We start from the raw sequence: 21378 nt of genomic DNA on the forward strand, positions 1-21378 counted from the left end.
GTAAGCGGTAATTAATTGAATTTTTTGTACTTGTCTCTGTAAATAAAAAAGCCCGCTTGCGCGGGCTTTTCCAGAACCGGTGGAAGCGATTAGCCGCCGAACTGGTTCATGGTGTTCTTCGAAGCGTCACCGGCCTTCAGCGCGTTGTCGCCAGAGAACATTTCCTTGTGGTCGTCACCGATGTCGGAGCCGGCCATTGCCTGGTGCTTGACGCAGGAAACGCCTTCACGGATTTCCTTGCGCTGCACTCCGGCCACATAAGCCAGCATGCCTTGCTCGCCGAAGTAACCCTTCGACAGTTCGTGCATGTGCAGGGCGGTGGTGTGGTAGGTCGGCAGCGTGATCAGGTGATGGAACACACCGGCTTCACGGGAAGCATCGGCCTGGAAGGTGCGGATCATTTCATCAGCAGCCTTGGCCAGTTCGCTGTTGTCATAGTCGACGCTCATCAGCTTGGCGCGGTCGTAGGCGGACACGTCCTTGCCTTCCTTGACCATGCGGTCAAAGGCTTGCTGACGGAAGTTCAGCGTCCAGTTGAACGACGGGCTGTTGTTGTAAACCAGCTTGGCGTTCGGGACGATTTCCTTCACACGGTTGACCATGTGGGCGATTTCAGCAACGTTCGGCGTTGCGGTTTCGATCCACAGCATGTCAGCGCCGTTCTGCAGCGAGGTCACGCAGTCGAGCACAACGCGGTCGATCTGGGTGTCTTCACGGAACTGGTACAGGCCGGAAGGCAGACGGCTCGGGCGGTGCAGCTTGCCATCGCGCTTGATCAGCACTTCGTCATCCTGAGCTTCGGAAATGTCGATTTCCTGGGTCTTCAGGTAGCTGATGTACTGGGAAGCCAGATCGCCCTTCTCCTTGGAGACCGGGATCTTCTGGGTCAGGTCAGCGCCTTCGGAGTCGGTACGGGCGACGATAACGCCTTCGTCAATGCCGAGTTCCAGGAAAGCCAGACGCACAGCGTTGATCTTCGACAGGAAGTCTTCGTGCGGAACGGTGACCTTGCCGGCCTGGTGGCCGCACTGCTTGGCGTCAGAAACCTGATTTTCGAGCTGGATGGCGCAGGCGCCGGCTTCGATCATCTTCTTGGTCAGCAGGTAGGTGGCTTCTTCGTTACCGAAACCGGCATCGATGTCGGCAATGATAGGCACAACATGCGATTCGAAGTTGTTGATCTTGGCTTCGATTTCAGCGGCCTTGGCCTTGTCACCGGCATCTTCAGCCTTGTTCAGGGCGCGGAACAGGTCGTTCAGTTCCTTGGCGTCGGCTTGACGGAGGAAGGTGTAGATTTCTTCGATCAGGGCCGGAACCGAGGTCTTTTCGTGCATGGACTGGTCAGGCAGCGGGCCGAAATCGGAACGCAGGGCGGCAACCATCCAGCCGGACAGGTAGATGTACTTCTTGGACGTGGTGCCGAAGTACTTCTTGTTGGCGATCATCTTCTGTTGGGCGACAAAACCGTGCCAGCAACCCAGGGATTGGGTGTACTTGCTGTTGTCAGCATCGTACTCGGCCATATCCTTACGCATGATGGCGGCGGTGTACTTAGCGATGTCCAGACCGGTGCGGAAGCGGTTCTGCACGATCATGCGGGCAGCATCTTCCGGATGGATAGCACCCCAGGTGCCACCGAGTATGGCCTTGACGGCGCGGACGTGTTCAATCGCAGAGGCGTACGTAGTCATGACGTTTTCCTGTTGCTGGTGGGGATGGGTCAAAGCATCTTCTGAAATGAAGAAAAGAGGCCTTAACGGAATGGGCGCAGTCTAAAGTTTGTGGCATAATTTCGCTAATTTATCATCTTGATCTTCGGTATTTATTTTATGAATCTTGAGCGCGTAGACCTGAATCTGCTCACGTATCTTGATGTTTTGCTTAGGGAAAAAAATGTGACCCGGGCGGCAGAACAGCTTGGCGTGACCCAGCCGGCGATGTCAAACATCCTGCGACGGTTGCGGGTTTTGTTCAATGACCCGTTGCTGATTCGGTCCAGCGAAGGCATGACGCCGACCGAACGGGCGCTGGAATTGCAGCCCAGCATTCGCGAAGTTTTGTCCGATCTCAGCCAGATTCTTGAGCCCCGCACCGAGTTCCGTCCGCTGAGCAGCAACCGGGTTTTCCGCATCATGGCGTCCGACTATGCGGAAGCGACTTTAATCCCGGCGCTGGTCAAGGCCATGCGTTCCGAAGCGCCGAATGTGGTGCTTGATTTCCTCACCCCCTCCGACGTCAGCTACCGCGACATGGAGCAGGGCAAGGTCGACATGGCCATTAACCGCTTCAACGAAATTCCCCAGTCGTTCCACCAGGTTCTGGTTTGGCAGGACAGCTTTTCCTGCCTGCTGCACCGCGACAGCGAAATGGTGGACCACTTCAACCTGCGTTCCTATCTGGAAGCCCAGCATATCTGGGTCAGCAAGACCGGCATGGGCGTCGGTTTCGGCGTCAACCCGGAAAAATCCGGTGGTTTGGGCTGGATTGACCAGGCGCTGGCCCGTATCGGCAAGAAGCGCAAGATCAGTATTTTCACCCGCCACTACCAGATGCCCGCCTTGCTGGCGGCCAATGCCGACCTGATAGCCACGTTGCCGACGCGTGTGGCCCGTCTGCAGGCGCAAAACCTGCGGCTGGTGATCAAGGAGCCGCCATTCTATATTCCCGAGTTCGAGTTGAAAATGGCTTGGTGTCCGTTGCTGCATCACCATCCGGCGCATCGCTGGCTGCGCCAGTTGATCCTGTTTGTGGCCCGGCAGCTGATAGATGAAGAACGCCGTCTGGAAGACAAGGCTATCATCCACAGCCATTTGTCCGCCCGCTACGAAGACTGAACGAATCAGGCCCGTAAAATGGTATACGGGCCTGTTTTTCGGTACACTATCGCCCTCCGATTTTTCCCCCGCTCACTGTCAATCAGGTGAACTTCATGACGACCGAACGTATCCAGCGCGGTAACTTGGCCATTGCCAAAGAACTGTATGACTTCATTGCCAACCAGGCCATCCCGGGATCCGGCGTGGATGTTGATGCCTACTGGAGCGCTTTCGAACAGGTCGTCGTCGAACTGACCCCGAAGAACAAGGCGTTGCTGGCCAAGCGTGATGACCTGCAGGCCAAGATCGATGCCTGGCACCGCGCCAACCCCGGTTTTGACAAGGCCCAGTACAAGGCCTTCCTGCTGGAAATCGGTTATCTGGTGCCGGAAGGCCCGGACTTTCAGATCACTACTGAGAATGTGGACGAAGAACTGGCCCAACTGGCTGGTCCGCAGCTGGTGGTGCCGGTGCGCAACGCCCGTTACGCCCTGAACGCCGCCAACGCCCGCTGGGGCTCGCTTTATGACGCCCTGTACGGCACGGACGTGATTTCCGAAGAGGGCGGCGCTGACAAGGGCAAGGGTTACAACCCGGCGCGCGGCAACAAGGTGATCGCCTTTGCCCGTCAATTCCTGAACGACAGCTTTCCGCTGGCGTCCGGCTCGCATGTGGACTCCTCGCTGTATGCGGTTGAAAACGGCCAACTGGTGGTCAGCTTGAACGACGGTTCCAAAACAGGCCTGAAGAATCCGGCCCAGTTCGTGGGTTATACCGGCAACAGCACGGCTCCGACCGGTATCCTGCTGAAGAACAACGGCCTGCATGTCGAAGTTCAGGTTGATCCCGTACATCATGTCGGCAAAGATGATTCCGCCCATGTCAATGACTTGCTGATTGAAGCCGCTGTCACCACCATTCAGGATCTGGAAGATTCCGTGGCGGCCGTGGATGCGGAGGAAAAGGTTGAAGGCTACAGCAACTGGCTGGGCCTGATGACCGGCACGCTGGTGGAAACCTTTGAAAAGGGCGGCAAGCAACTGACCCGCCGTATGAATGCCGATCGCACGTACAAGAATCCGCAGGGTCAGGAATTCAGCCTGCACGGCCGCTCCATGATGTTGTTGCGCAACGTCGGCCATCTGATGACCAACCCGGCCATTCTGGTGAATGGCGAAGAAGTGTTTGAAGGCATCATGGACGCGATGGTCACCGCCCTGATCAGCCAGCGTGCCCGGACCGACAAGGCCGGTGTGAAGCTGGTCAATTCCCGCACCGGTTCCACCTACATCGTGAAGCCGAAGATGCACGGACCGGAAGAAGTGGCCTTCACGGTCGAGCTGTTTGCCGCCGCCGAAAAGGCTGTCGGCCTGCCGGAGAACACCCTCAAGGTCGGCATCATGGACGAAGAGCGTCGCACTTCGGTCAACCTGAAGGAGTGCATCCGCGCCGCGTCCGAACGTACCATCTTCATCAACACCGGCTTCATGGACCGCACCGGTGACGAGATCCATACCTCCATGGAAGCCGGTCCGGTGGTCCGCAAGGACGACGTGAAGAAGCAGGCCTGGATCGCTGCCTACGAGCGTCGCAATGTCTCCATCGGTCTGGCTTGCGGTCTGCAAGGCAAGGCCCAGATTGGCAAGGGCATGTGGCCGAAGCCGGACGAAATGAAGGAAATGATCGCCACCAAGGCAGCGCACCCGAATGCCGGCGCCACCTGCGCCTGGGTGCCAAGCCCGACCGGCGCGGCGCTGCACGCGTTGCATTACCACCAGGTGAATGTGAAGGCCCGTCAGGACGAACTGAAGTCGGTTGCCGGTGATGCCGTCGACACCATCCTGAACCCGCCGTTGGCCCCGAACACCGACTGGACCGATGCCGAGAAGCTGGCCGAACTGGAAAACAACTGCCAGGGTATCCTGGGTTATGTGGTGCGCTGGGTGGATCTGGGTGTCGGTTGCTCCAAGGTGCCCGACATCAATAACGTCGGCCTGATGGAAGACCGCGCCACGCTGCGTATTTCCAGCCAGCACATCGCCAACTGGCTGCGCCATGGCGTGGTCTCCCAGGAACTGGTAATGGACGTGATGAAGCGCATGGCTGTGATCGTCGACCAGCAGAACGCCGGTGACGCCGCCTACACAGCTATGGCCCCGGGTTATGACGGCATAGCCTTCAAGGCAGCCTGCGACCTGGTGTTCCTGGGCACGGTCCAGCCGTCCGGCTACACCGAGCCGCTGTTGCACGCCGCCCGCCTGCAACTGAAGGCGAAGCGTGGCTAAGCCCCGGTTCTCCGTGGTGACACGGATCTGATCCGGCAGGGGACACTTTGGTGTCCCCTTCTTTTTTAGGGGATGTTTTCATGGCTGAGTTTGTTGCGCTCGATTTTGAAACCGCCGATTACGGGGCCGACAGCGCCTGCGCGATTGCCTTGGTGCGGGTGCAGCACGACCGCATTATTAAACGCACCTACAGCTTGATCCGACCGCCACGTTCGTTGTTCCGGTTTACGCACATTCATGGTTTGCGCTGGTCGGATGTGGCGGACCAGCCAACCTTTGCGGAGTTGTGGCCCTCTATTGCACAGGAATTTGAAGGGGTGGAGTTTGTCGCGGCGCACAATGCGGGCTTTGACCGGGGTGTTCTGGCGGCCTGTTGCGCGGCAGCGGGGGTAGCCATGCCGGATGTCCGGTTTGAATGTACCGTGCGCTTGGCAAAAAGGACTTGGGGATTGAAACGGGCGAACCTGGCAGCGGTCTCGGAATTTCTCAACATACCGTTGGTGCATCACCAAGCGCTGTCTGACGCAGAAGCGTGTGCCAAGATTGTGATTGCGGCATCGGGGGCAAATTAAAGGGTGGAAACAAGAGGGTTCCTGCACCGGAAAACCGGTGCAGGAGCGTCAGGAATCAGGCTCCCTGACGACGGTTCGGCAGCACATCCTTCAGCTTGTCGCGCATTTTCAGCACGGCTTCTTCCGTTGTCGCCCAATCAATGCAGCCATCGGTTACGGACTTGCCGTATTCCAGCTGGGACAGGTCGGCAGGAATATCCTGACGGCCGAACTTCAGATGGCTTTCCACCATCAGGCCGACAATCGACGAATTGCCTTCAATGATCTGGTTGCTGACATTGTCCATGACCAGCGGTTGCAGTGCCGGATCCTTGTTGGAATTGGCATGGCTGGCGTCGATCATGATGTTGCGCGCCACCTTGGCCTTGTCCAGTTCACGCTCGGCCAGCGCCACCGACACGGAGTCATAGTTCGGCTTGCCGTCGCCGCCACGCAGCACCACATGGCCGTACGGGTTACCGTTGGTGTTGATGATGGCGACCTGTCCATCCTGGTTGATGCCCAGGAAGCTGTGCGGATTGGCCACGGAGAGCAGGGCGTTGATCGCTACTTTCAAACCGCCATCCGTCCCGTTCTTGAAACCGACCGGCGATGACAAGCCGCTGGACATCTCCCGGTGGGTTTGAGACTCGGTGGTGCGGGCGCCGATGGCTGACCAGGCAATCAGGTCGTGCATGTACTGCGGCGACATCGGGTCCAGCGCTTCGGTAGCGCAGGGCAGGCCCATCTCGTTCAACTCCAGCAACAACTTCCGGCCGACATGCAGACCTTTCTGGATATCGAAAGAGTCATTCATGTCGGGGTCGTTGATCAGGCCTTTCCAGCCCACGGTGGTACGCGGTTTTTCGAAATAGACGCGCATCACCAGATACAGGGTGTCTTCCACTTTGGCAGACAGTGCTTTCAGGCGCTCGGCATACTCACGGGCCGCCTTGAGATCGTGAATGGAGCAAGGGCCGATGACGATGAACAGGCGGTGGTCCTTGCCATCCAGAATGTTGCGGATGGTCTGGCGACCGGTCAGCACGGCCTTGCGTGCGGTGACAGACAGGGGAAGCTCGTCTTTCAGGGCGGCCGGGGTAATCAGTACTTCCGTAGAACGTACATTGATGTCTTCAATCAGGTTATCGATGGTCATGATGCGGGATCGAGGCGGTAAAACCATGGATTGTAGGGGGAAACCGGTCAAGGCAACAACCCAAAATGAAGTGAGAAGGCCACTGGTTGGTGTACAAACAGATTTCATCTTAAATTGTAACAAGAAAACATTACAGATTGAGGCAGGCATCTGTTAAAACTGCGTCATCGATTTTTGTATCAAAGGAAGACTCTCATGCGTATCGTTCTTATTGCCGCTATTTCCGGCAGCTTGCTGGTGGCTGGTTGCACCACAAATCCATATACCGGTGAACGTCAGGCCAGCAAGGCCGCCATTGGCGCCCTGACCGGGGCTGCCGTTGGCGCTCTGGCCGGTGGCAAGAAGCACCGGGGTGAAGGTGCGGCTATTGGCGCGGCGCTGGGCGGTGGTGTCGGTGTCTATATGGACAGCCAGGAAAAGAAGCTGCGTGACGAACTGCAAGGCACCGGCGTTGGCGTGCAAAAAGACAAGACCACCGGCGCCATTGACCTGATCATGCCCGGCAACATTACGTTCCCGACGGCCCAAAGCAGCATCAAGCCGGACTTTTTCGCTACGCTTAACAGCGTTGGCAAGACCTTGAAGGAGTTCAACAAGACTACTATCACCGTGTCCGGCCACACCGACAACGTCGGTCGTGATGATTACAACATGAAGTTGTCGCAGGACCGCGCCAATGCCGTGGGTCAGTACCTGACTTCCCAAGGTGTTCCCGCCAGCCGTATCACCACGGTCGGTTTCGGCAAGACCAAGCCGATTGCTGACAACAGCAATGAAGTCGGCCGGGCGCAGAATCGCCGTGTTGAAATCACCATCAACCCGCCTGAATCGATGTAATCAGGTGGAGGGTGGGGGACTTGATAGTTCGGTCTTCCCGCCATCAGCAAGGTGACACAAAATGAGAGGGCATAGTTGCCCTCTCATTTTTTTGGTCGAAGGTGCGTTATCCTGTCATTCAGAAATACACAGTCGAAGGGATCATGACCGCCAGCAAATCACAAATTCAGCAATGGGCCGAAGCCGGCGCCCTGCCTCCCGGTAAAATCGGAGAGGCGTTGAAAGTTGCCGGAGTAACCCCGGCAGCCTCGGAATGGCGTCAGTTTCTGGAGCGTCTGTTGCTGGGCAACGGCGGCGCCATGCTAATGTCCTCCGTCATTTTCTTTTTTGCCGCCAACTGGGAAGCCATGGGGCGGTTTGCCAAGTTCGGGCTGATTGAACTTCTGTTGGCGGCCGCCCTGACGGTTTACTGGCGGTTCCCGACACGTGTTGTCGGGCAGGCGTCACTGACGGCGTCAGCCGTTCTTGTAGGGGTCTTGCTGGCCTATTACGGCCAGACTTATCAGACCGGCGCGGATAACTGGCAGTTGTTTGCCAGTTGGGCGGCACTCATTCTCCCCTGGGCCTTGCTGGCCCGCTCGGCTTCACTGTGGCTGCTGTGGCTGTTTCTGGTCAACCTTTCCCTGATGCTGTATGACAGCGTTCACCCGTTGCTGTGGGGAAGTGATGGCATGCAATGGACCACCTTGGCATTCAATACCGTGGCGCTCGTGGCCTGGGAAAAAGCCGCCCCAGCGACCGTCACGGTTGCATCCCGCAGCGGTCCAAGGTTGCTGGCCCTTGCTTCAGGATTTGCCATGACCGTTTTAACCATCGAGGAGCTTATTAGCCCGGATGGTTGGCGGTTCATCGTGGTGTTGAGTGTCTACGCAGCCTGGATGGCTGCCTTTCAGTTTGCCTATCGTCGCCTGCGCCCGGACCTGTTCATGCTGGCCGGTCTATGCCTGTCCTTCATTGTGGTGAGTTCCGTCGGGCTGGCTAAATGGCTGTTCCATGGCGATGGACTGGGTGCATTCCTGGTGATCAGTTTATGGATTATCGGTATATCGTCGGTTGCGGTGCGCTGGCTGAAATCCGAACATGAGGTCATGTCCCATGAGCAAGCCTGACATGCTGTGGGAAAAACTGGCAGCCGCCGGGCTGGTTCAGGGTGAAATGCCGCCGGTGGAGAAATTGCCGCCCTGGTACGTGCGCACCCTGCAAGGATTTTCGGGCTGGCTGGCCGCCTTCTTCCTGCTGGGGTTCATGGGGACGTTGTTCCATGGCTTGTTTGACCAACCCTGGTTCAGCTTGGGGATTGGCACGTTGCTGGTGGCATTGGCCGTGGTGTTGCTGCGTCATCCCGGCAAGGTCTTCGCGGATCAGTTTGGACTGGCTGCCAGTCTGGCGGGGCAGGTGTTGTGGCTGGTGGGGCAGAAGGATTACTGGCAGGACAGCAGCTTCTGGTTGTTGTGGGCGGCGGTGCAGGCCGTTCTGGTGTGGTTGATTGCCTTACCGGTGCACCGCTTTCTTTCCGCCACGGCGGTGGTGTATGCCCTGTCAGCCGCTTTTGCCAATCTGACGGTTTTCTGGCTGGTGCCTTCGCTGCTGATGCTGGTCATGGCTGTCTTGTGGTTGACGGAAACCCGCTGGTTGCCCAAGGCGGAGCTGTGGAGTCCGGTGGCCTTTGCCGTATCGATCTGTGTGCTGCAGATGCACGCGGCGTCCATCATCAGTCCGTCGGTTTGGTCGGAAATTGCCCGGCAGGGACGTCAACTTCAAGCCCCGTCTGCGTGGATACTGACGCTGAATGAATGGCTGATTGCCGGGGTCTGGCTTGGCAGTACGGCACTATTGCTTCGCAGGTCCGGTATTGGCTGGTCATCACGGCACGGAAAACTGGCATGGGGCGGCATGGTGGCGATTGCACTGATTTCCCAACAAGCCCAAGGCTTGACGATTGCCTGGCTGATGATGCTGCTGGGTTTTGCCCAAGGGCATCGGGTGCTGCTGGGCTTGGGCATGATGGCCTTCTGGGGCTATCTGGGCCGTTATTATTATTTGCTGGATGCCTCGTTGCTGGCCAAGTCCGGGGTATTGGCCGTGAGCGCGGCGGTGTTTCTGGCCGGGTATGCCCTGCTGCATCTGAATAGCCGGGAGGCCCAGGATCATGCGTAGGCATCTGGCGGTGTTGTTGGGGCTGGTGATCCTGTTATTGGTCAACCAGGCGGTCTGGGACAAGGAACAGCAATTACGCGACGGCAGGGTGGTATTGCTGGCGCTGGCGCCTGTGGACCCCCGTTCGTTGATGCAGGGCGATTACATGCGGCTGCGTTATGCCGTGGAAACCGAGGCCATGAGCCGGCTGGATATCAAGACCGAGCCGACTCAGGACGGGTATCTGGTGGTGCAGTTAGACAAGGAGGGGGTCGCGACTTTGCAAGGTATTTCACGGGAGCGATCGAAGGCCACCGCGCCGGACACCGAGCAGCTGAGATTCCGTTTGCGCCATGGGGTTTTCAAGCTGGCCGGGAATGCCTTTTTCTTTGAGGAGGGGACTGCTGAGCGTTATACGAAGGCTAAGTTCGGGGAATTCCGGGTGGGGGATGATGGTGAATTGTTGTTGGTGGGTTTGAGGGGGGAGAAGCGCGAGAAATTGGGCAACCCATGACAAAAAAAATCCCGCCGAAGCGGGATTATTTTAACCTGCATTGTTTAAACACAATGCATTGCTAACTTACATGTTGGGGTAGGTGGGACCGCCACCACCTTCCGGCACCACCCAGTTGATGTTCTGGGCAGGGTCCTTGATGTCGCAGGTCTTGCAATGCACGCAGTTCTGGGCGTTGATTTGCAGACGCGGCTCACCACCGGTAGTCACCACTTCATAAACGCCGGCCGGGCAGTAACGCTGGGCAGGTTCGTCGTACAGAGGCAGGTTCTTCTCCATCGGGATGCTGGCATCCTTCAGTTGCAGGTGAACCGGCTGGTCTTCTTCGTGGTTGGTATTCGACAGGAACACCGAAGACAATTTGTCGAAGCTGATCTTGCCATCCGGCTTCGGATACTCGATCTTGGTGCACATCTTCGCCAGATCCATGCACTCATAATCCGGCGTGTTGTCGTGGATGGTGATCGGCATCGGGAAGATGTTCTGGTCGATGAAGTTGAACGCCGCGCCCATCAGGAAGCCAAGACGGTGCATGGCCGGACCGAAATTGCGCGAACGGTGCAGTTCTTCGTACAACCAGGAACCTTCAAACTTCTCGGTGTAGGCCGTGACTTCGTCATGACCTTCGCGTCCGCCCTTCAGAGCTTCAAAAACAGCTTCCGCGCAGAGCATGCCCGACTTCATGGCGGTGTGGCTGCCCTTAATCTTCGAGAAGTTCAGGAAACCGGCGTCGTCACCAATCAGGCAGCCGCCGGGGAAGGTCAGCTTGGGCAGGGAGTTCAGGCCACCCTTGACCACGGCGCGCGCACCGTAGGAAATGCGCTTGGCGCCATCCAGATACTGCTTGATCACCGGGTGGTGCTTCCAGCGCTGCATCTCGTCAAACGGCGACAGGTAGGGGTTGTGGTAGGCCAGGTCGACGATCATGCCCAGTGTGACCTGATTGTTTTCAGCATGATAGAGGAACCAGCCGCCCGCACTGTGCGACTCGCTCAGCGGCCAGCCGGAACCGTGCAGCACCAGGCCGGGCTTATGCTTGGAGGGATCGATTTCCCACAGTTCCTTGATGCCGATGCCGTAGTGCTGGGGATCGCAATCCTTGTCCAGCTCAAACTGGCTGATCAGTTGCTTGCCCAGGTGGCCGCGGCAACCTTCGGCAAACAGCGTGTACTTGGCGTGCAGTTCATAACCGGGCGTGAAGGAGTGCTTCTTCTCGCCATTCTTGCCGATGCCCATGTCGCCAGTGGCGACGCCCTTGACGCTGCCGTCTTCGTGAAACAGCACTTCCGAGGCGGCGAAACCGGGGAACAGGTTGACTTCCAGTTCTTCAGCTTTCTGGCCCAGCCAGCGCACCACGTTGCCCAGGCTGACAACATAGTTGCCTTCATTGTGCAGGGGCTTGGGCACGGCCCAGTCGGGCATCAGCTTGCTCTTGGTCTCGCTGAACAGCAGGTGGATTTCATCCTTGGTGACCGGGGTGTTCAGCGGAGCGCCTTCTTCCTTCCAGTTGGGGAAGAGTTCATTCAGGGCGCGCGGCTCGAATACAGCGCCGGACAGGATATGAGCGCCGATTTCGGAGCCTTTTTCCACCAGACAGACCGAAATGTCGTGGCCGCTTTCAATGGCCAGCTGACGCAAACGAATGGCTGCCGACAAACCGGCAGGACCGCCGCCGACGATGACGACGTCAAACTCCATTGATTCTCTTTCCACGACTATCTCCTCACGGCAAGGAAAAACGGGTCCGGTGATGGACCGTACGGATACACGTCCCGGCCGTTTTCAAAGCGGGGCGGGGCGCGTACCATGTTGAATGCAAGTATTATTCCCGTTCAGGCGGGAAGCGCGCGTAGTATAAAAGCACAACCTGCAAAGGCCAACTTTTTATACGGTATTTTGTCCGACAAGTGATGGGAAGCGTTTGAAATGACCCAACAGTCACAATTAAGGGCCGATCCGATGGCCATTGCCCGGCTGTTGCTGGATGAAAACGGCAAGCCGCGCAAGGGGCCGGCTCCGGTGCACCTTTGGAATCCGCCGTTTTGCGGTGATTTGCCGATGCAGATCAAGGCCAACGGGCAATGGTTCTATACGGGGACGCCGATTTCCCGCCCGGCGCTGGTGAAGCTGTTCAGCAGCGTGCTGCGCCGTGATGACGATGATTGTTATTACCTGGTGACGCCGGTGGAGCGGGTGCGGATTACCGTGGATGATGCCCCGATGATTGCCACGCAAGTGGATCTCGTCACGGAAGACGGCATGGTGTTTTTGCGCTTCACGACGTTGACGGAGGATGTCGTGATTGCCGATGCCGAACATCCGTTACGGGTGGTGTTTGGTGCAGACGGGGAGCCCCGCCCGTACATACGGGTGCGCGACCGCCTGGATGCCCTGGTGCACCGCAATGTGTTTTACCAGTTGGTTGAATGGGCGGAGTTGCAGGAACTGGACGGACGAAGCTGTTACGCCGTGCAGAGTGCCGGAGAATGGTTTGTCGTGGCGGAGATTTAGGGAAAGGGAGTTTACCGCTTGCCTGCCGGTGTGAACCGGAGCAAGCGGTTGAGGCGTGTCAGCCGAGTTTCCATTCAAAGGGAACACCGTCACGGCCGCGGAAGGCCAGCATCAGCGTTTCACGCATGAAATTCAGGTTTTCGGCGGTATAAGGCATGGCGGCATGCTTGCCCCACACCGGGCCGGGCCAGGCAGCGTCATTGCTGTAGCGCGCCACATGGTGCAAGTGCAGTTGCGGCACCTGATTGCCCAAGGCGGCGATATTGATCTTCTCGGCGCGGAAGTACTTGGACATTTGTTCGCTGACCCAGGACGACTCACGCAGCAGCTGCTGCTGGTCACGCACGGATAATTCGAAAATTTCGCGTACACCGGGAACCCGGGGCACCAGAATCAGCCAGGGGTAGTGCATGTCGTTCATCAGCCGACAGGTGCACAAAGGGAACTCGCCCAAGGGGAGGGTATCTTCTGCCAAACGTGAATGCAGCGTAAACATGGTATGGAAATAGCCCCAAAAAATGCAGCGCAAATATAACACTGCAAACAGTGAATGCCTATCGTGACAATACGCTGCATCGACAGGAATGCCGAAAATACCCAAAAAAACAAAAACCCGCAACAAGGCGGGTTTCTGGATCTGGCGTCCCCACGGGGATTCGAACCCCGGTTACCGCCGTGAAAGGGCGATGTCCTAGGCCTCTAGACGATGGGGACATAGATGGTGGAGCTAAGCGGGATCGAACCGCTGACCTCTACAATGCCATTGTAGCGCTCTCCCAGCTGAGCTATAGCCCCGGAACACAGTTCCGTTGTGGGGGCGGATTCTAGGCACGCCTCCGGAGCCTGTCAAATGATTCCAGCAGCAATATGATATGATCGCCTGCAATTTGTTCATTCTTTTCAGTCACGTCATCGATGTCCCGAACTGTTCCTTTATTGCTGGCCGTGCTGGTGTCGCTGGCGGCCCATGGCCTGCTGGTGTTGTACCCCTGGCCTTCGCTGCCGCATCGGGCGGGCGGGGTTTGGCATGTGACATCCGTGCCGGTGGAGGCCGGGGCGCAAGGGCGCATGGCGGTCGGGGCCGGTTTGCCGGAATCATCCGGGCATTCGGCAGCAAAGTCCCCGGACGTGATCCAAACCCGGAACGCTTCGCGGCAAGTTCCAGTGCACCGGCCACAGCCGGGCGGCCCTGAGTCTGTTCCGGTGCAGCCGCCAGTGCAGACATTGGATGTGCCGGTATCGGCCAGGCCGGAAGCGGCGGTGGTCAAGACCGAAGCGGCCGACGGACCGCCTTCAGACGCTTCCCCGAAAATGCAGCCGGATATCCCGGCCGCGCCTGGCGCGCAAACTCCGCCAATGTTTCAAACCGGAACGCTGGCCAACCCCAAACCGGACTATCCCGGTCTTTCACAGCAATTGGGTGAAAGCGGCGTGGTGATTTTGCGGGTCTATGTAGATATGGCCGGTCATCCCCAGGATGTACAGGTGCTGCAATCCTCCGGCTTTCGGCGACTGGACATGGCGGCAACGCGCAAGGTCAGCCGGGAGTGGATATTCCGGCCCGCCCGCCACGGTGAAACGCCGGTGGCGGACTGGGTGCAGGTGCCGCTGGAGTTCCGGCTGGCGTCTGTCGTCAGGGCTCCAGCATCACCAACTGCGGATTGAGGCCAATGGCGCTGAGGTTTTCCGTGACAGTGCGTTCCACACAGAAGCGCATCAGGTAGTGCGGGCCTCCCGCCTTGAAGCCGGTGCCGGACAAGCCCTCGCCCCCGAACGGCTGGCTGCCGACCACCGCCCCGATCTGATTGCGGTTGATGTAGAGGTTTCCCACCCGCGCATGTTCTTCAATCTCATGAATATGGCCGGCAATGCGTGAATGCACGCCCAACGTCAGGCCATAGCCGCCTTGATTGATGTGGTTGACCACTTTCCCCAGTTCACCGGACTTCCAGGTGGCGATGTGCAGTACCGGCCCGAAAACCTCTTGGTCCGGCAAGTCCAGGGGATGCAGCAGGAAAGCCTGCGGCGGGAAATAATGCCCTTCGTGTTCCGGGTCGGCGGCAGGGCCTGCGGCTTTCCACAGCGCCTTGTGCGCGGTGGCGGCGCAATAATGACGCAACTTTCCCAAGGCCTCGTAGTCAATGACCGGCCCCATGTCCGTGCCCAGCAAGGCCGGATGGCCGGTACGCCAGGATTTCAGGGCGCCTTCCAGGCGGTCCAGCACCGGGTTCTTCAGTTCCTCCTGCAACCAGAGGATGCGCAGCGCCGAGCAGCGTTGTCCGGCGCTATTGAACGCGGATTGCAGCACATCACTGACCAATTGTTCCGGCAGGGCGCTGCTGTCGGCGATCATGGCGTTGAGACCGCCGGTTTCGGCAATCAGCGGCGTCAACGGCCCCGGCCGTTTGGCCAGCTGGAGATTGATATGGCGGGCGGTGGCGGTGGAACCGGTAAAGACAACCCCGGCCAGCGCCGGTTGCTCCAGTAATGCCTGGCCAATGTCCCGGCTGCTTCCGAGAACCAGTTGCACGGCGTCTGCCGGAATACCGGCTTGCAGCAGCAAAGCATGGGTGCGCGCAGCGATCAGCGGGGTATGTCCGGCGGCTTTGGTGATGACGGTATTGCCGCAAACCAGCGCCGCCGCAACCTGCCCCAGGAAAATAGCCAGCGGGAAGTTCCACGGGCTGAGGCAGAGAAAAACCCCGCGCGGAGCCCAGCGCAGTGTGTTGGCTTCACCGGCCACGGACGGCAAGGATGACGGACTCATCAAGCTCACGGCCTGATCTGCGTAATAGCGGCAAAGATCAATCGCTTCACGCCATTCTGCCTGGGCATCCGCCAGTGTCTTCCCGCCTTCCATCATCATCAGGTAAAGAAGCTCCGGCTGGTTGTCAATCAACAGCTCGGCCATCTTCAGCAGGCAGCCGGCGCGATCGGAGACGCTGACGCCCGACCATGTGTCAAAAGCCTGCCGCGCCGATTTGAAGAGAGCGGGAATGTCCTGTTCGCTGTGGGTGTGCACGGTTCCCAGCAAACGATGGCGTTCGGCGGGGCTATGCCTTGGCTCGGCCAGCATTTCTTCAGGGTCTCCGCCATCCGGCGGCAAGCCCGCGGTCCAGGACGCCACCCGGAATCCGGTCATTTCATGTTTCAGCTCTGTGAGCCTGCGTACATCGTACATACTGAAGCCGGGGCTGTTCAGTCGCGGCATGAACAAAGCCGGGGGGCGGGGGATTTGCGGATGCGGGGTTATCTGCTCGGCGGCCAGGATTTCGACCGGGTCTGTAATTAATAAACGACTTTCAATATGCATGTCAGCCATTTGATTAACAAAGGATTGTGAGCTTCCGTTCTCCAGCAGGCGTCGCACCAGATAGGGCAGCAGCGTGTTGAAGTCGCCAATGGGGGCATAGATGCGCAACGGCCGTCCGCAGGCTTCACGATAGGCGGTGTGGAGGCCTTCACCCATGCCGCACAGCCGCTGGACTTCAAAGGTTTGGCCGTGGTGCCGGCCGACCACTTCCAGCCAGGCCAGGGTATGGGCGTTGTGGGTGGCGAATTGAGGGTGAAAGTGTTCGGGGTGCTTCAGCAATCGCCGCGCGCAGGCCAGATAACAAAGGTCGGTGTGACCCTTGCGCGTAAAAACAGGGTAGTCCTCCAGTCCCTGTTGCTGGGCGCGCTTGATTTCCGAATCCCAATAGGCGCCCTTCACCAGTCGCACCGGGATGCGCTTTCCTGTCCGGATCGACAGATCACGCAGCCAGTCAATCACGGCCGGAGCGCGTTTCTGGTAGGCCTGGACGGCAATTCCCAGGCCCTCGTATCCGGCCAGTTGCGGATGCATCCGCAGCTCCGCAAACAGACACAAGCCGATTTCCAGCCGCTCCGATTCCTCGGCATCCAGTGTGATCGGAATCCCGGCCTCCGCTGCGAAGGTTACCAAATGCACCAGATCGGGGAGCAGTATCGTTTTTAACTCTGGCCAGCGCGCCAGTTCATAGCGGGGATGCAGGGCGGAGAGCTTGATGGAAATGCTGTCCCGTTCCACCAGCGGCTGTTCATTGCGCTGGTGATTGGCCATGTACTCCAGCGCCTGCTGATACAGGCGCAGGTAATGCCGGGCTTCTTCCGGGGTTTGCGCCGCTTCGCCCAGACAGTCGAAGGAATAACGGAATCCCTGTTCACGTGAAGCTAAGGCTTCAGTTAATGTTTCCGCCATAACGAATTGCTTTGAAAGAAGATTTATTGCAGAAGAAATGGCGGTGCGCATGACGCCGTCACCCACCCGCAACACCATTTGATGCCAGGGGTCCGGCCGGTCTTCGTCCTGAACGAAGCGTCGAGCCCGCGCCAACAGCTTGCCCGCCCAGTTCACCAGCCGCGTGCGGTTTTCGTCCTCCTTGGGTTCCCATTCGCCGCCAGGCAACAGGCTGTTGATCAACTCATTGCGGGTGTGGGCATCGGGAATGCGCAGCAGCGACTCCGCCAGTGTCAGCAGGGTCCGGCCTTCCCGGGTGTCGATGCGGTAAGTCTGAATGAAGTCCTGGAATGCCGGATGGCGGGCGTGGCGCGCCTGATTCACCAATTGCAGGGCCAGTGTGCTGATCTCGGCTTTGCGGGCGTGGTCCAAGCCGCAGTCGTTGAGCAGGGAGGTCAGCACCAAAGCTTCATCAGCCAGGCAGCTGTCACGCAGGGTGCGGAAGTCGCAGGGGAATTCAGGCAAGTCACGCAGGGGGATCATGTCAGGTCTTCCTTTTGGAGAATGATCATGCTGTTAAGTAAAGGCGTGAGTGCTTAGCCTGTAAACGCTTACAGGGTAAAAAAAAACGCGACCGTCGGATGAACAGGGTAAAATCGCGCAACTGAACTGCCTGACTGCCGTTTTCGCCATGAATAACCTGATAGACAACGCCGCCAAGGAACTGGTGAAGGATTACCTGGATCACCTGCATACTTCGCCCGAGCCGGAGATCTCCGCCGCGCGCAAGCTGGAGTTGCGTAACCGCATCAAGCAATTGCTGAAAGAACGTGACGCAGTGCTGGTGGCGCATTACTACACCTCGCATGACCTGCAGGCGTTGGCTGAGGAAACCGGCGGCTGTGTCGCTGACTCGCTGGAAATGGCGCGCTTCGGCAATCGCCATCCCGCCAGCACTTTGGTGGTGGCGGGCGTAAAGTTCATGGGAGAAACCGCCAAGATCCTCAATCCGGAAAAAAGGGTGCTGATGCCGACGCTGGAAGCCACCTGTTCGCTGGATCTGGGTTGCCCGGCGGATGAGTTCACCGCCTTCTGCGACCAGCATCCTGAATACACCGTGGTGGTCTATGCCAATACCTCGGCGGCGGTCAAGGCTCGCGCTGACTGGGTGGTGACCTCCAGTATTGCGGTGGATGTGGTCGATTACCTGTCCGGATTGGGCCAGAAGATCATCTGGGCGCCTGACAAGCATCTGGGCAGTTACGTACAGAAAGTCACCGGCGCCGAGATGCTGCTGTGGGATGGCGCCTGCATTGTGCATGAAGAGTTCAAGGCGCGCGGCGTACTCGACCTGAAGCAGGTCTATCCCGATGCGGCGGTGCTGGTGCACCCGGAGTCCCCGGAAGCGGTGGTGGACATTGCCGATGCGGTCGGTTCCACTTCGCAGTTGATCAAGGCTTCGCAGACGCTGCCCAACCAACGTTTCATTGTGGCGACGGACAGGGGTATCTTCTACAAGATGCAGCAGTTGAGCCCGGAGAAAGAGTTCATGGAAGCGCCGACCGCCGGCAGCGGCGCTACTTGCCGTTCCTGCGCCCATTGCCCGTGGATGGCCATGAATGACCTGGAAAACCTGCTGGCGGTGCTGGAAAACGGAGGTCAGGAGATCACCGTTGATCCGGCGCTGATTCCGCCCGCCATGGTGCCCTTGCAGCGCATGTTGGACTTCGCTGCAGGAAAACGCTGAAATAACAGGCATTCGGCGCAAGAGGGGATTGACGCGAATTGGGCTGGTACGTATTATTCAGCCCTCGCATTTGGCAACAAATGCAGCTTTGATAGTCGGGGCGTAGCGCAGTCTGGTAGCGCATCTGGTTTGGGACCAGAGGGTCGTGAGTTCGAATCCCACCGCCCCGACCAACTTAGTTCAAGATCCTTGCGCTCGTAGCTCAGCTGGATAGAGCATCGGCCTTCTAAGCCGAGGGTCGCAGGTTCGAGCCCTGCCGGGCGCGCCAGTTGCCAGCGTTGTTGTAGATGTACCTTTGTGGTGGTCGTAGCTCAGTTGGTAGAGCCCCGGATTGTGATTCCGGTTGTCGTGGGTTCGAACCCCATCGATCACCCCATCCCCCTCCTGTTATGCCGTTTGTCCTCCCCCTTTGCGTTATTCCTTTTCCAAGTCCCTTTCCTGTTCTTCCGTTTAGTCGTTTGTCTTCAAATTGATGCTTTTCCAACAGAAATTGCCTGCAAACAGACCGTAAAGCATGCCGATATTGCCATTTGTCGTGTAGTGTGCGCTTGTTGCTTTACAGTGATCTATTATTAGCGTATATAGCGCAACCTTGCGTGAGTTGAGGTGGCTATGTCAAACGGTAAATCCGAAGATTTCGAACTGGACGATGCCTTCATTGATGAGGAAAGCAGCGATTTTGACGGTGGTGGCGGTGGTGGTGATGATGTCGCCAAGGCGTCCAACGTCAAGAATTCCCTGCTCAAGCGGCGGGTGATCGATGATATTCTGGAAGAGCGTCGTCTGGAACGTAAACTGAAAGACTACGATTACGATCTCGACGACGGCGAAGAATAGTTGTCCGTGAAAGAGCGCCGGCAAATGGCCTCAGGGGGTCATTTGCCAGCGGTTCATGATTTTGCAGAACAGTTCCGCTGTTTTTTCCGCGTCATACAGCGCCGAGTGCGCTTCCTCATTGTTGAACGAAATCTCCGCGCTTTCACAGGCCTTGGCCAGCACGGTCTGCCCGTAAGCCATCCCGGCCAGCGTCACGGTATCAAACACTGAAAACGGGTGAAACGGACTGCTGTTTTTCAGATCATGCCGTTCAACAGCCGCTTGCAGGAACCCCAGATCGAAGTGGGCATTGTGCCCGACCAGGATGCAGCGCTTGCAATGGTATTGCCGTTGCAGTTTTTTCAGCTCCGCAAACATCCGTTTCAGGGCGTCCCGTTCCGGCTCAGCGCCGCGCAGCGGGTTGAAAGGATCAATGCCGGTGAAGGCCAGGGCGGCGGGATTAAGCACTGCCCCGGCAAAAGGTTCAATATGCGCATGCACCGACGGCAGGGCGACCAGTTGGCCGTTATCGTCCAGGGTAATGGGCGTGGCGGCGATTTCCAGCAGCGCATCGGTTGCGGCATGAAAACCGCCGGTTTCCACATCCACGACCACGGGCATGAAACCGCGGAAGCGCTGACTCAGCGGGTGAGCGTCGCTCATGAGCGTACTTTCCAGCGGATGGACGCACCGGCGCGTACCGGCACCACCGAGGTGGGGCCGAAGGGCAGCGCCTCGGGAACCTCCCATTCCTCCTTCACCAGCGTCACCGTATCGCTATTGCGCGGCAGGCGGTAGAAGTCCGGGCCATGGAAGCTGGCGAAGGCCTCCAGCTTGTCCAGAGCACCCAGTTCTTCGAATACTTCGGCATACAACTCCAGCGCGGCATGCGCGGTGTACGAACCCGCACAGCCGCAGGCGGCTTCCTTGGCGCTGATGGCGTGCGGGGCGCTGTCGGTGCCCAGGAAGAAGCGCGGGTTGCCGGAAACGGCGGCGTGCTGCAGCGCTTCCTGATGCGTATTGCGCTTGAGGATGGGCAGGCAGAACAGGTGCGGACGGATGCCGCCGACCAGCATGTGGTTGCGGTTGTACATCAGGTGGTGGGCGGTGATGGTGGCCGCGATGTTGTCACCGGCACTTTCGACAAATTGCACGGCATCGGCGGTGGTGATGTGTTCCAGCACCACGCGCAGGGTGGGGTAGCGCTGCACCAGCGGCGAGAGGATGGTGTCGATGAACACTTTCTCACGATCAAAAATATCCACATCGTCCCGAGTGACTTCGCCGTGCAGCAACAGCGGCATGCCCTGTTCGGCCAGTTGCTCGATCACCGGGTAGATCTTGTCGATACCGGTGACTCCGGCGTGCGAATTGGTGGTCGCCCCGGCGGGGTACAGCTTGACGGCCTTGACCTTGCCGGAGGCCTGCGCAACGGCAATTTCCGCCGGGTCGGTGTGGTCGGTGAGGTACAGCACCATCAGCGGCTCGAAACGGGAACCGGCAGGGCGCACCGCCTGGATGCGGTCGTAATAAGCCAAGGCTTCCACCGTGTTCTTGACGGGCGGAACCAGGTTCGGCATGCAAATGGCGCGACCGAAATAACGGGCGACATCGCGGACGGTATCGGCAAGCTTGTCGCCGTCCCGGAGATGGATATGCCAGTCATCGGGGCGGGTGAGGGTGAGAGTCTGGATGGCGGTCATGGCGGGGTTCCCGAAAAGGATGCGGAATGGTACTGGAAGCGGGGGGTGAAATGAAGGATGACGCTGTGCCGCGCCGGAAAAAAGCGCGGTAATATCGGATGGCGG

Annotated in this window: 18 protein-coding genes and 5 tRNA genes; 14 read left to right on the plus strand and 9 right to left on the minus strand. The window is 58.4% G+C overall.

Annotated features, from left to right (window positions below; translation table 11 throughout):
- Nucleotides 1–89: 89 nt before the first annotated feature.
- Complete coding sequence (locus tag Q7T36_RS02850) at nt 90–1691, minus strand: isocitrate lyase (protein ID WP_304843804.1); 1602 nt, start codon at nt 1689–1691, stop codon at nt 90–92.
- Nucleotides 1692–1829: 138 nt separating this feature from the next.
- On the opposite strand from Q7T36_RS02850, the gene Q7T36_RS02855 reads away from it, so the two are divergent.
- The 3 genes from Q7T36_RS02855 to Q7T36_RS02865 all read left to right on the plus strand — a co-directional run bounded on the left by Q7T36_RS02855 (nt 1830) and on the right by Q7T36_RS02865 (nt 5673).
- Nucleotides 1830–2834: a LysR family transcriptional regulator gene (locus Q7T36_RS02855; RefSeq protein WP_304843806.1), complete on the plus strand. Its 1005-nt coding sequence runs from the start codon at nt 1830–1832 to the stop codon at nt 2832–2834.
- A 95-nt stretch (nt 2835–2929) separates the two neighbouring features.
- On the plus strand, nt 2930–5101 hold the full coding sequence (locus Q7T36_RS02860; protein WP_304843809.1) for a malate synthase G: 2172 nt from the start codon (nt 2930–2932) through the stop codon (nt 5099–5101).
- Between the two features lie 80 nt (nt 5102–5181).
- On the plus strand, nt 5182–5673 hold the full coding sequence (locus Q7T36_RS02865; RefSeq protein ID WP_304843811.1) for a 3'-5' exonuclease: 492 nt from the start codon (nt 5182–5184) through the stop codon (nt 5671–5673).
- Nucleotides 5674–5728: 55 nt separating this feature from the next.
- On the opposite strand, the gene Q7T36_RS02870 is transcribed toward Q7T36_RS02865, so the two are convergent.
- Nucleotides 5729–6811 carry a 3-deoxy-7-phosphoheptulonate synthase gene (locus Q7T36_RS02870; RefSeq protein WP_304843813.1) on the minus strand — a complete coding sequence of 361 codons (1083 nt, stop codon included), beginning with the start codon at nt 6809–6811 and terminating at the stop codon, nt 5729–5731.
- A 195-nt stretch (nt 6812–7006) separates the two neighbouring features.
- On the opposite strand from Q7T36_RS02870, the gene Q7T36_RS02875 reads away from it, so the two are divergent.
- From Q7T36_RS02875 to Q7T36_RS02890, 4 genes are all read left to right on the plus strand, one after another.
- Nucleotides 7007–7648, plus strand: a complete 642-nt coding sequence (locus Q7T36_RS02875; RefSeq protein ID WP_304843815.1) for an OmpA family protein — start codon at nt 7007–7009, stop codon at nt 7646–7648.
- 143 nt (nt 7649–7791) lie between these two features.
- Nucleotides 7792–8757 carry a DUF2157 domain-containing protein gene (locus Q7T36_RS02880; protein ID WP_304843817.1) on the plus strand — a complete coding sequence of 322 codons (966 nt, stop codon included), beginning with the start codon at nt 7792–7794 and terminating at the stop codon, nt 8755–8757.
- Nucleotides 8744–9805 carry a DUF4401 domain-containing protein gene (locus Q7T36_RS02885; RefSeq protein WP_304843819.1) on the plus strand — a complete coding sequence of 354 codons (1062 nt, stop codon included), beginning with the start codon at nt 8744–8746 and terminating at the stop codon, nt 9803–9805. Before Q7T36_RS02880 ends, Q7T36_RS02885 begins: the two co-directional genes overlap by 14 nt.
- A complete protein-coding gene (locus Q7T36_RS02890; protein ID WP_304843821.1) occupies nt 9798–10298 on the plus strand; it encodes a GDYXXLXY domain-containing protein in 501 nt (166 codons plus the stop codon). The genes Q7T36_RS02885 and Q7T36_RS02890 overlap by 8 nt, the downstream gene beginning before the upstream one ends.
- A gap of 66 nt (nt 10299–10364) precedes the next feature.
- Here the strand turns inward: Q7T36_RS02890 and Q7T36_RS02895 are convergent, their stop codons facing one another.
- Nucleotides 10365–11996: an electron transfer flavoprotein-ubiquinone oxidoreductase gene (locus Q7T36_RS02895; RefSeq protein WP_304844081.1), complete on the minus strand. Its 1632-nt coding sequence runs from the start codon at nt 11994–11996 to the stop codon at nt 10365–10367.
- Nucleotides 11997–12224: 228 nt separating this feature from the next.
- On the opposite strand from Q7T36_RS02895, the gene Q7T36_RS02900 reads away from it, so the two are divergent.
- Nucleotides 12225–12809, plus strand: coding sequence for a DUF1285 domain-containing protein (locus Q7T36_RS02900; protein WP_304843823.1), 585 nt, complete (start codon nt 12225–12227; stop codon nt 12807–12809).
- A gap of 58 nt (nt 12810–12867) precedes the next feature.
- Here Q7T36_RS02900 and Q7T36_RS02905 read toward each other — a convergent pair whose 3' ends face one another.
- The 3 genes from Q7T36_RS02905 to Q7T36_RS02915 all read right to left on the minus strand — a co-directional run bounded on the left by Q7T36_RS02905 (nt 12868) and on the right by Q7T36_RS02915 (nt 13604).
- A complete protein-coding gene (locus tag Q7T36_RS02905) occupies nt 12868–13305 on the minus strand; it encodes an HIT domain-containing protein (RefSeq protein ID WP_304843826.1) in 438 nt (145 codons plus the stop codon).
- Between the two features lie 142 nt (nt 13306–13447).
- Nucleotides 13448–13523, minus strand: a tRNA-Glu gene (locus tag Q7T36_RS02910).
- 5 nt (nt 13524–13528) lie between these two features.
- A tRNA-Ala gene (locus Q7T36_RS02915) sits at nt 13529–13604 on the minus strand.
- A gap of 120 nt (nt 13605–13724) precedes the next feature.
- On the opposite strand from Q7T36_RS02915, the gene Q7T36_RS02920 reads away from it, so the two are divergent.
- On the plus strand, nt 13725–14474 hold the full coding sequence (locus tag Q7T36_RS02920; RefSeq protein ID WP_304843828.1) for an energy transducer TonB: 750 nt from the start codon (nt 13725–13727) through the stop codon (nt 14472–14474).
- On the opposite strand, the gene putA is transcribed toward Q7T36_RS02920, so the two are convergent.
- The gene (gene putA, locus Q7T36_RS02925) at nt 14443–17550 is read right to left on the minus strand and encodes a bifunctional proline dehydrogenase/L-glutamate gamma-semialdehyde dehydrogenase PutA (RefSeq protein ID WP_304843830.1); all 3108 of its coding nucleotides are present in this window, start codon (nt 17548–17550) and stop codon (nt 14443–14445) included. The genes Q7T36_RS02920 and putA overlap by 32 nt on opposite strands.
- 148 nt (nt 17551–17698) lie before the next feature.
- On the opposite strand from putA, the gene nadA reads away from it, so the two are divergent.
- The 5 genes from nadA (at nt 17699) to Q7T36_RS02950 (ending at nt 19591) form a co-directional block, all read left to right on the plus strand.
- Nucleotides 17699–18754, plus strand: coding sequence for a quinolinate synthase NadA (gene nadA, locus Q7T36_RS02930; protein ID WP_304843833.1), 1056 nt, complete (start codon nt 17699–17701; stop codon nt 18752–18754).
- Between the two features lie 96 nt (nt 18755–18850).
- Nucleotides 18851–18927: transfer RNA gene (locus tag Q7T36_RS02935), tRNA-Pro, on the plus strand.
- 18 nt (nt 18928–18945) lie between these two features.
- Nucleotides 18946–19022, plus strand: a tRNA-Arg gene (locus Q7T36_RS02940).
- Nucleotides 19023–19054: 32 nt separating this feature from the next.
- Nucleotides 19055–19130: transfer RNA gene (locus tag Q7T36_RS02945), tRNA-His, on the plus strand.
- A 236-nt stretch (nt 19131–19366) separates the two neighbouring features.
- Entirely contained in the window at nt 19367–19591 is a 225-nt protein-coding gene (locus Q7T36_RS02950; protein ID WP_304843834.1) for a PA3496 family putative envelope integrity protein, read from the plus strand.
- A 30-nt stretch (nt 19592–19621) separates the two neighbouring features.
- On the opposite strand, the gene rnt is transcribed toward Q7T36_RS02950, so the two are convergent.
- Together rnt and pyrC are read right to left on the minus strand one after the other, a co-directional pair.
- Nucleotides 19622–20233 carry a ribonuclease T gene (gene rnt, locus Q7T36_RS02955; protein ID WP_304843836.1) on the minus strand — a complete coding sequence of 204 codons (612 nt, stop codon included), beginning with the start codon at nt 20231–20233 and terminating at the stop codon, nt 19622–19624.
- Nucleotides 20230–21264, minus strand: a complete 1035-nt coding sequence (gene pyrC / locus Q7T36_RS02960) for a dihydroorotase (protein ID WP_304844083.1) — start codon at nt 21262–21264, stop codon at nt 20230–20232. Before pyrC ends, rnt begins: the two co-directional genes overlap by 4 nt.
- Nucleotides 21265–21378: the final 114 nt, after the last annotated feature.

It is taken from the genome of Fluviicoccus sp., assembly GCF_030646115.1.
Taxonomy (GTDB): Bacteria; Pseudomonadota; Gammaproteobacteria; order Pseudomonadales; family Moraxellaceae; genus Fluviicoccus.

What these genes read in the sequence shown, in the direction of transcription:
- Q7T36_RS02900 (WP_304843823.1), top strand. Translation starts at nt 12,225, where the DNA reads ATGACCCAACAGTCACAATTAAGGGCCGATCCGATGGCCATTGCCCGG.
- Q7T36_RS02905 (WP_304843826.1), bottom strand. Translation starts at nt 13,305, where the DNA reads ATGTTTACGCTGCATTCACGTTTGGCAGAAGATACCCTCCCCTTGGGC.
- nadA (WP_304843833.1), top strand. Translation starts at nt 17,699, where the DNA reads ATGAATAACCTGATAGACAACGCCGCCAAGGAACTGGTGAAGGATTAC.
- Q7T36_RS02850 (WP_304843804.1), bottom strand. Translation starts at nt 1,691, where the DNA reads ATGACTACGTACGCCTCTGCGATTGAACACGTCCGCGCCGTCAAGGCC.
- Q7T36_RS02880 (WP_304843817.1), top strand. Translation starts at nt 7,792, where the DNA reads ATGACCGCCAGCAAATCACAAATTCAGCAATGGGCCGAAGCCGGCGCC.
- Q7T36_RS02890 (WP_304843821.1), top strand. Translation starts at nt 9,798, where the DNA reads ATGCGTAGGCATCTGGCGGTGTTGTTGGGGCTGGTGATCCTGTTATTG.
- Q7T36_RS02875 (WP_304843815.1), top strand. Translation starts at nt 7,007, where the DNA reads ATGCGTATCGTTCTTATTGCCGCTATTTCCGGCAGCTTGCTGGTGGCT.
- Q7T36_RS02895 (WP_304844081.1), bottom strand. Translation starts at nt 11,996, where the DNA reads ATGGAGTTTGACGTCGTCATCGTCGGCGGCGGTCCTGCCGGTTTGTCG.
- Q7T36_RS02885 (WP_304843819.1), top strand. Translation starts at nt 8,744, where the DNA reads ATGAGCAAGCCTGACATGCTGTGGGAAAAACTGGCAGCCGCCGGGCTG.
- Q7T36_RS02860 (WP_304843809.1), top strand. Translation starts at nt 2,930, where the DNA reads ATGACGACCGAACGTATCCAGCGCGGTAACTTGGCCATTGCCAAAGAA.
- Q7T36_RS02865 (WP_304843811.1), top strand. Translation starts at nt 5,182, where the DNA reads ATGGCTGAGTTTGTTGCGCTCGATTTTGAAACCGCCGATTACGGGGCC.
- rnt (WP_304843836.1), bottom strand. Translation starts at nt 20,233, where the DNA reads ATGAGCGACGCTCACCCGCTGAGTCAGCGCTTCCGCGGTTTCATGCCC.
- Q7T36_RS02920 (WP_304843828.1), top strand. Translation starts at nt 13,725, where the DNA reads ATGTCCCGAACTGTTCCTTTATTGCTGGCCGTGCTGGTGTCGCTGGCG.
- Q7T36_RS02855 (WP_304843806.1), top strand. Translation starts at nt 1,830, where the DNA reads ATGAATCTTGAGCGCGTAGACCTGAATCTGCTCACGTATCTTGATGTT.
- putA (WP_304843830.1), bottom strand. Translation starts at nt 17,550, where the DNA reads ATGATCCCCCTGCGTGACTTGCCTGAATTCCCCTGCGACTTCCGCACC.
- Q7T36_RS02950 (WP_304843834.1), top strand. Translation starts at nt 19,367, where the DNA reads ATGTCAAACGGTAAATCCGAAGATTTCGAACTGGACGATGCCTTCATT.
- Q7T36_RS02870 (WP_304843813.1), bottom strand. Translation starts at nt 6,811, where the DNA reads ATGACCATCGATAACCTGATTGAAGACATCAATGTACGTTCTACGGAA.